This is a genomic window from Pseudomonas sp. NPDC089408, from assembly GCF_044749445.1.
GTDB lineage: Bacteria > Pseudomonadota > Gammaproteobacteria > Pseudomonadales > Pseudomonadaceae > Aquipseudomonas.
On sequence record NZ_JBIVHY010000007.1, the window covers coordinates 333,081 to 341,181 of the forward strand.

An 8,101-nucleotide genomic window follows, 5' to 3' on the forward strand; every position below is an offset into this window, starting at 1 on the left:
CTGGGGCTGCTTTGCAGCCCGATCGCGACACAAGGCCGCTCCTACAGGGAGACGCGAATCGCCTGTAGGAGCGGCCTTGTGTCGCGATCGGGCCGCAAAGCGGCCCCGCGCTGTCAGAAATTGATATTCAGCGCAGCAAACACCGCCCTGCCCGGCTGGTTATAGGTATTGGCCCCCGAGGTGCTGGCATTGCCGCCCCGCAGGATCTGCTTGTCGAACACGTTGTTCACCCCTACCCGCACGTCGTAGTTGGCGTTGAACTTGTACCCGGCACTCACATCGACCAGGCCGTAGGCCTCGACATCTTCCTGTGCGGTCTTATCGTAGTCCTGCTCGGTGCGATAGTTGTAGGTCGGCGATTTCTGCTTGCCGAAATAAGTGCCTGCTACCTGGAACGACAGCTGCTCGGTGGCGCGCCAGTCAAGGGTGGTGTTGACGGTGTATTGCGGAATCACCGACAGCGGCTCGCCGGTCTCGCGGTTGTCGTTGTCGAGCATCCAGGTCAGGTTGGTGTTCCAGTCCAGTGTCGGGCTCAGCTCGACGAAGAAGTTGCCTTCGATACCTTCCACCCGCGCCTTGCCGGCGTTGTCCCACTGGGTCACGCGGCTACCGGTGCCGATGGTGTACAGCACATCGGTATCTCCGATGATCTTGTTCTTGTAGTCATTGCGGAAGTAGGTGGCACTGGTGCGCCAGCTGCCGCGGTCGTAGAGCAGGCCGATTTCCTTGTTGACACTGATCTCGGGCTTGAGGTCGGCGTTGCCCTGCAGGTAGCAGCCACCGTTGTTGGTCTGCTGCACGCTGCAGCCGTTGCCACGGCTGTACAGCAGGTAATTGGGGTTGGACTGGTACAGGTTCGGCACCTTGTAGGCACGCGCAATGCCGCCTTTTACCGACAGCGCTTCAGTCAGCTTGTGGGACAGGTTGAGGCTGGGGCTGAAGTTGTCGCCGAAGGTTTCGTGATGGTCGAAACGCAGGCCCGGGGTAATGGTGGTATCGCCGACAATGATGTTGTCCTCGACGAACAACGCATAGCTGCGCGCGGTCATCTTCGAGCTGCTGCGATCGAAGCCGACCAGCCCGCCATTGCTGGTGGGGTCGGAGCTTTGCGGGCGCAGCGAACCTTGGTCATTGAGTGCTTCGTACAGGTATTCACCCCCGAGGGTCAGCACATGCTCGGTGCTGCCCATGGCGAACGGCAGGTTCACTTCGCTGCTCAGGCGCGTGTTGCGCAGGCGCGACATGGCGCCACCCTCGTCGCTTGGCGCACCTTCGGTACGCCCGGCCAGGCCCTCGTTGAGGCGCCAGTTGCGCACGTACTCGTAGGCCAGCGTGGTCTTGCTGGTACCCCAGGTAAAATCCCCCAGGTGGGTCAGGTCGTAGGTGCTGCGCTGCATCACGTTGGTTTCATGGCCGTACAGGCTGGAAACGAAGTCGACGTCACCGCCGCCGTTGCTGTTCATGGTGTCGCCGGCAAAGATGTTGCCCTGGCGGCTGTAGCCGGCACTGGCGTCAAGACGATGCTCGTCGCTCAGCTTCCAGCTCAGCAGGCCGTTGATGTCCTTGTTGCGCACGCCTTCGCGACCCGCTACCAGGGCACTGGTGGCATGCCCGGCGTTGATGTCGAGGTCGTCGGCATCGGTCTTGGCCAGGCCGCCATATAGGCGGAAACCGAGGTTGTCGGTAAGGCCGCCACCGAGGTTGAAGTTGGCCCGGCGGCTGGCGCCTTCGGCGCTGTCTTCGGGCAGCTGGGTGTACAGGCTGACGCTGCCTTTGAGCGCATCGGTCGGGCGCTTGGTAATGATGTTGACCACCCCGCCCATGGCGCCGGAGCCGTAGCGTGCCGCCGCCGGGCCACGCAAAATCTCGATACGTTCGACCGCCTCGGCCGGTACCCAGTTGGTTTCACCGCGGGTATCGCGGTCGCCGTTCCAGCCGTAGCGCACGGCGTTACGCGCGCTGGACGGCTTGCCGTCGATGAGGATCAGGGTGTTTTCCGGGCCCATGCCGCGCAAGTCGATCTGGCGGTTGTTGCCACGGGCGCCACTGGCGCTGTTGCCGGTCAGGTTGACCCCGGGCTCGCGGCGGATGATGTCGGACAGGTCGTTGGCAGGCGGGTGGCGCTTGATGTCGTCGGCAGTGATGATCGACGAACCCAGTGCCTGGCGCGCCTCGCGCTCGGCGGTGATCAGGGTGTCCTGGATCACCAGCGCGTTGTCGGCCACCGGCACTTCCAGCACCTCACCCGCACGCTGCTCCTCGGCTTGCGCCGCGGTGGCCATCATGGCCGGCGACGCCAGCGCGACGAACGCCAGGGCCAGGCTGTTGGGTGAAGTTCTGCACTGCATGGGTACATCTCCTGCGATTCATGAGCGAAAAGGCACATCCCTGTCGGAAACCGGGAGCCCTCGCCCACCGGCCCCGCAAACACAGTTTGGCGGCCAACAGGGGTGGTAAATATAGGGGTTCGTAAATGAGAGTAAATCGTATTTACGAAGTTTACATGTTTGTAACGGAACTTTGCTGAAACGCGAGATAGCGCCAATTCCAGTACTTGACCGCGATCAGTGTGGGAGCGGGTTCACTCGCGGCGTTGGCGTTGCGGTTGAGTCTTGGAGATTGCCGGGGGGGCTGTACGACCTCAAGGTTTCAGCACGAATAGAGCAAGCAGCAACCGTTCGATACAACCTCATACTTTTTGATTCCAGGCGAGCGCAGCAAAATATATACGTCAAAGACGTAGGGATGCAGTATGCTGACGATTATTGAGGCACCGCTTTTTTCAAGGCAATGGCCTGATTACTGGACTGAAGAAGAGCATGGCGCATTCATGTCCTTCCTTGCGAATGACCCTGATACCGGTTCGGTAATCCCCGGTTCAGGCGGATGCCGCAAGGTGCGCTGGAGCCTGGATGGCAAGGGTAAGCGGGGTGCAGTCCGTGTGATCTATACCGCCCAACTCGCCAATGGCGCTCTGGTTGTACTGCTTATCTACTGCAAGAGCGCCACTGAAACCATACCCGCGCACATGCTGCGCAAGATTGCGAAGGAGCTGAACCATGCCCCTGACTGAGAAAGAACTGATGCAGCGTGATGCCAGCCGGAACATCGGTGAAGAGTTGCTGGAATCCATACGTGACGTCAAAGCTGGCCGCCATGGTGCGGTGCGACAGGTAGAGGTGACCGAAGCAGCCGAGGCGCGTAGCAGAACCGGGCTTTCCCAGCTCAGGTTTGCAGAGCTGTTGGGTGTTTCAGTACGTACACTTCAAGAGTGGGAGCAAGGCCGGCGCGCACCGTCGGGGGCCGCTCGGTCGCTCCTGCACATCGCTGCATCCCGCCCGGACGTGTTTCGCGAGGTACTCCAAGGCCGTTAACTCCACCCGCAGGCTGGCGGGCCGTGGCAACAAACTGCTGCGATTGGCCCCGGCAATGTCGGCGTGCGTAGCAATACTCAGCCGACCCGCCACAACCCCGCGACTTGGGTGGTGAAGCCCTCGCTCATCAACTCCCGACGCATCGCCCACTCCGCTGCCGCCGGCACTGCCGCGCTGCGTAATGTGCCCCGCCCCCAGCGCGCGTTGACGCCATCGATCACCGCCATGACCCGTTCCGCACTCTGCGTTTGCCGAGCGCTGAACAAATCGCCGGTGTACTCGCCGCGCTGGCACAGGTCCAGCAGCAGCACCTCCGCCTTGCTGTAGCGAAAGCCTTGCCGGTAGACCCGCTCCAACGCCTCCAGGGCCATGCGCGTGAGCAGGCGCAGGTCATCGGTGGGATAGGGCAACTGCACCAGCACACCATTGGCATAACGTGGCTCGTCCGGGTTGAACATGCCGGTACGAATGCTCACGCGCATGCGCCGGGCCAGCGAGCGCTGCTGGCGCAGCTTTTCCGAGGCGCGCATCACGTAGGTGGCGACCGCTTCCTTGAGCGGCGCAAGCGCGGTCAGGCGCTGGCCGAACATGCGGCTGCAGCAGATTTCCTGCCGTGGCGGGGCGACGTCCTCCAGCTGCAGGCAGGGTGTGCCAGCCAGTTCGCGGGCGGTCTTCTCCACCAGCACGCTGAACGTCTTGCGCAGCAGACCGGGGTCCGCACGGGACAGGTCCCAGGCGGTGCGAATGGCCATAGCCTGCAGGTGCGCGGTAAGGCGTTTGCCGATGCCCCAGACTTCGGACACATCGCACTTTTTCAATACCCACTCATACTTCACCGGGTCGCGCAGATCGACCACCCAGCCACTCTGCCTGGCCCAACGCTTGGCTGCATGGTTGGCCAGCTTGGCCAAGGTCTTGGTGCCGGCGATACCGACGCCAACCGGGATGCCGGTGTGCTTGAACACCCGCTCGCGGATACAACGGCCAAGGTACTCGAGGTCGCCGGGCATGCCCGTGAGGTCGGCAAAGGCCTCGTCGATGGAATACACCTCCAGCGCCGGGACCATGCCTTCGATCACCGTCATCACCCGCTGGCTCATGTCGCCGTACAGCGCATAGTTGGAGGAAAACGCCACCACGCCGTGGCGCTGCAGCAGGTCCTTTACCTGGTAGTAGGGCTGCCCCATCTTCACCAGCGCCTTGGCTTCGGCACTGCGGGCGACGATGCAGCCGTCATTGTTGCTGAGCACGACGATGGGCGTACGCGACAGATCGGGACGGAATACCCGTTCGCAGCTGGCGTAGAAACTGTTGCAATCGATCAGGGCGAACACTGGCGAAGGTTTCATGTGGCGCCTGCCGGGTCATGGCTGCGCACGCTGAACGTGACCACGCCCCAGATCGTCAGGTCTTCACCCTCCATGATGTAACGGGGCGCATAGCGCGGGTTTTCCGAGCGCAGCATGACTTGCCCGGCGCTATGCTGCAGGCGCTTGCACAGCGGCTCGCCGTTGACCGCAGCAATCACGATATGGCCATGGCGCGCCTCGATCGAGCGGTCGACCAGCACCAGGTCGCCGTCGAAGATGCCGGCACCCTGCATGCTGTCGCCGTCTATCCTCACCAGGTACATGTGCGGTGCGCGCAGGTTGAACAGCTCATCCAGCGAAATGGGCTGCTCCATATGGTCCGCTGCAGGTGACGGAAAGCCTGCCGGAACTCGGAACAGGTAGCGCGGTACAGCTGCGCTGCCGCAAGTGATGGGACCCAGGATGGAAGTCATGACACGGCCTTGAAAATAAACTGTATGCATATACAGTAAACGCTGTGCCGGGTATCCGGTCAATTTCGCCGTAAGAAATTTCGACAAGTGGGGGACATGCCATGTGCGGACGCTTTGCCCAGTATCAGGGCCTGGCCGACTACCTGCGTGAACTGGACGCCGAACAGGACGTGATCAGCGGCTACGACAACGTGCCGATCAGCCGCTACAACGTCGCCCCTGGCAGCCGCGTGCTGATCCTGCACAACGCCGACAATGGCTTGCGCATCGACCCCTGCCATTGGGGCTGGGCGCCGTTCTGGGCCACCGGCAAACGCCCGGCACCGATCAACGCTCGGGTCGAGACGGTGACCACCGGCAAGTTCTTCAAGGCACTGTGGCCGCAAGGGCGGGCGCTGGTCATGGCCGATGGCTGGTACGAGTGGGTGCCTGACCCGCAAGATCCCAAGCGCAAGCAGCCCTATTTTATTCGCCTGAAAAGCCAGGCGCCGATGTTCATGGCGGCACTGGCCGAAGTGCGCACAGGGCTGGGCCCCCATGAAGGCGACGGCTTCGTAATCATTACGGCTGCCAGTGACGAAGGGATGGTCGATATCCACGACCGCCGGCCCCTGGTGCTGGGGCCGGCAGATGCGCGGGCGTGGATCGACCCGGACCTGGGCGCCGAACAGGCCGAACGCCTGGCCCGGGAGCGCTGCCTGCCGGTGGAGGCGTTCGAGTGGTTTCCCGTGGCCAAGGATGTCGGCAATGTGCGCAATGAAGGGGCGGAGTTGATTGCGATGCTCGATACCAGCCCTGAGACCCAATCGCCGGCAAGCCAGCGCCCACCCCGACCGCGCTGATCTTGAGGCATGCGCTACCCCTGTGGGGCTTGCCGGCGATAGGGCCGTCAAGCCGAGCTAGGCCAGCACGGGCTGCTGCTCCAGCAACGACCAACCGCCATGCCCATCTACTTCCAGACGATGGGTATGGAACCCCGCCAGCGTGCTGCGGTGCCCGACACTGACTAGCAGCGCCCCCGGCATTTGCGTGCGCAGCAGCGAGTACAGGGCATGTTCGAGGCCCTCATCCATCGCCGAGGTGGACTCGTCGAGGAACACCACCTGCGGCCGGTTGAACAGCACCCGAGCGAACGCCAGACGCTGCTGTTCACCCACAGAGAGGATATGTGACCAATCGCAACTGACATCCAGGCGCTCGGCCAGGTGGCCAAGGTTGACCTGGCGTAACGCCTGCTGCATTTGCAACTCATCCTCCGGCTTGCTGGCTGCCGGGTAGGCAATGACCGTACGCAAATCACCCAGTGGCAGGTAGGGGCGTTGCGACAGAAACAGTGCCTGATGGCCGGTTGGCCGCCTGACTTCACCTTCGGCATAGGGCCAAAGGCCCGCCAACGCACGCAGCAATGTGGTCTTGCCGCTGCCCGATGGCCCTTTGATCAACAACGCCTGACCGGCGTGCAGGTTCAAGTCGAGGTTGGCAATCAGGGCGTGCCCATCCGGGCGCAGCACCTGCAGGCCAGCGATCTGCAGCGCATGCGCCTGCTCCTCTGTGAGCACCCGAGGCAACGCACTTGCCTGCTCGTTGGCATCGAGGAAACCGGTCAGACGGTCGAGGGTAGCTCGGTACTGAGCGAACGCATCGTACGACTCGCGAAAGAACGACAACGAATCCTGCACCTGGCCAAAGGCCTGGGAAGTTTGCATGACGTCACCCAACTTGATCGCCCCACTGAAGAAGCGCGGTGCCTGCAGAATGAACGGGAACACCACGGCGACCTGGCTGATACCCAGGTTGAAGCCACTGAATTTGAGGTTCCGGAACACTAACGCCCAGGCATTCACGATCAGGGCAGCAAAGCGGCCCAGCAAAGTGCCCCGCTCGACTTGCGCACCTTGGTAGAAGGCGATGTTTTCGGCGTTTTCGCGCAGCCGCATCAATGCGTAACGGAAGTTGGCGGTGAGTTTCTCGTTAAGGAAATTCAAGCGGATCAACGGACGCCCAAGACGGAAAGCGACCCAGGTAGCGACGATTACGTACAGGTACACCGCGAATACCATCGCCCGTGGGATTTCCACCCCGGCCACTGCCAACGGTGCCGACAACCCCCAGAGAATGCCGGTAAACGCGACCAGTGACACCAGCGCACTGACCGCGCCCAGGGCCAGGGAAACCGAGTTGCTGACGAAGGCGTTGACGTCCAGTTCAATACGCTGGTCGGGGTTGTCCACCGGCTCGGCGAGGAACTGGCCACGGTAGTAGGCATCGCCGTGCATCCAGTCGTGGGTCAATCGCTCGGTCAGCCACACCCGCCACTTGATGCTGAATGCCTGGCTTACATAGAAGGTGAACAGCGAACGCAGCACATGGATGGTAGCCAGCACCGCGAAGACCCCGAGCAAGTACCAGAACGCCACTTGATCAAGGCCCTGCAGGGCGCTGTAGAAACCGTTGTACCAGAACGAGAACAGCACGTTGAGGCGCACCGAAAACAGCGTCAGCACCAGCAGCAGGGCAAACACCAGCAACGGCCGCCAACTGCGCCTGAAACTGAAATAAGGCCCGGCAAGCTGCCAGAACTGGCTGCCCCAGCGGGTACAACGTACGGCCAGAATGGCGGCGGCGGTGAAGCCGACAAGGGTGATGAACGAGGCGATTGCCAGCCAGCTCAGGCTCTCTTGCAAGGCCTGGTGCCAGTTCATGTCCATGGTGGGTATCCGTGCTGAGTATTTCCGCGAGCGTAGCACTGCACTGCGGTTGTTCAGGCATAAATGACACACGTTTCATGAATGCCAGCATTGCTCCTGGTCCCACAGGGATTTTTGGGAGGCCGGGGGACTGTTTTTGGCCCACAAAGACAAAACCCCTACCTGCATACGCAGATAGGGGTTTTGCGAAATGAATCTTGACGATGACCTACTCTCACATGGGGAAACCCCACACT

The 8,101-nt window shown here is 61.9% G+C and carries 7 protein-coding genes; 3 read left to right on the forward strand and 4 right to left on the reverse strand.

Annotated features, from left to right (window positions below):
* Positions 1-113: 113 nt before the first annotated feature.
* Complete coding sequence (locus ACIP02_RS14835) at positions 114-2,348, reverse strand: TonB-dependent siderophore receptor (RefSeq protein ID WP_400617529.1); 2,235 nt, start codon at positions 2,346-2,348, stop codon at positions 114-116.
* Between the two features lie 404 nt (positions 2,349-2,752).
* On the opposite strand from ACIP02_RS14835, the gene ACIP02_RS14840 reads away from it, so the two are divergent.
* Positions 2,753-3,073 (forward strand): transcriptional regulator, encoded by a 321-nt coding sequence (locus ACIP02_RS14840; protein WP_400617530.1) that lies wholly within the window; start codon positions 2,753-2,755, stop codon positions 3,071-3,073.
* Positions 3,060-3,374: a helix-turn-helix domain-containing protein gene (locus ACIP02_RS14845; RefSeq protein WP_400617531.1), complete on the forward strand. Its 315-nt coding sequence runs from the start codon at positions 3,060-3,062 to the stop codon at positions 3,372-3,374. The genes ACIP02_RS14840 and ACIP02_RS14845 overlap by 14 nt, the downstream gene beginning before the upstream one ends.
* 77 nt (positions 3,375-3,451) lie before the next feature.
* Here the strand turns inward: ACIP02_RS14845 and umuC are convergent, their stop codons facing one another.
* Together umuC and ACIP02_RS14855 are read right to left on the reverse strand one after the other, a co-directional pair.
* Positions 3,452-4,723: a translesion error-prone DNA polymerase V subunit UmuC gene (gene umuC / locus ACIP02_RS14850; RefSeq protein ID WP_400617532.1), complete on the reverse strand. Its 1,272-nt coding sequence runs from the start codon at positions 4,721-4,723 to the stop codon at positions 3,452-3,454.
* A complete protein-coding gene (locus ACIP02_RS14855) occupies positions 4,720-5,157 on the reverse strand; it encodes a LexA family protein (protein WP_400617533.1) in 438 nt (145 codons plus the stop codon). The genes umuC and ACIP02_RS14855 overlap by 4 nt, the downstream gene beginning before the upstream one ends.
* A 101-nt stretch (positions 5,158-5,258) precedes the next feature.
* Between ACIP02_RS14855 and ACIP02_RS14860 the strand changes: the two genes are divergently transcribed.
* Positions 5,259-5,999 (forward strand): SOS response-associated peptidase family protein, encoded by a 741-nt coding sequence (locus tag ACIP02_RS14860; protein WP_400617534.1) that lies wholly within the window; start codon positions 5,259-5,261, stop codon positions 5,997-5,999.
* Positions 6,000-6,056: 57 nt separating this feature from the next.
* Here the strand turns inward: ACIP02_RS14860 and ACIP02_RS14865 are convergent, their stop codons facing one another.
* Positions 6,057-7,865 (reverse strand): ABC transporter ATP-binding protein/permease, encoded by a 1,809-nt coding sequence (locus ACIP02_RS14865; protein WP_400617535.1) that lies wholly within the window; start codon positions 7,863-7,865, stop codon positions 6,057-6,059.
* Positions 7,866-8,101 lie beyond the last annotated feature (236 nt).

Coding starts and splice junctions, on each gene's coding strand:
- ACIP02_RS14840 (WP_400617530.1), top strand. CDS start 2,753: ATGCTGACGATTATTGAGGCACCGCTTTTTTCAAGGCAATGGCCTGAT.
- ACIP02_RS14860 (WP_400617534.1), top strand. CDS start 5,259: ATGTGCGGACGCTTTGCCCAGTATCAGGGCCTGGCCGACTACCTGCGT.
- ACIP02_RS14855 (WP_400617533.1), bottom strand. CDS start 5,157: ATGACTTCCATCCTGGGTCCCATCACTTGCGGCAGCGCAGCTGTACCG.
- ACIP02_RS14845 (WP_400617531.1), top strand. CDS start 3,060: ATGCCCCTGACTGAGAAAGAACTGATGCAGCGTGATGCCAGCCGGAAC.
- ACIP02_RS14835 (WP_400617529.1), bottom strand. CDS start 2,348: ATGCAGTGCAGAACTTCACCCAACAGCCTGGCCCTGGCGTTCGTCGCG.
- umuC (WP_400617532.1), bottom strand. CDS start 4,723: ATGAAACCTTCGCCAGTGTTCGCCCTGATCGATTGCAACAGTTTCTAC.
- ACIP02_RS14865 (WP_400617535.1), bottom strand. CDS start 7,865: ATGGACATGAACTGGCACCAGGCCTTGCAAGAGAGCCTGAGCTGGCTG.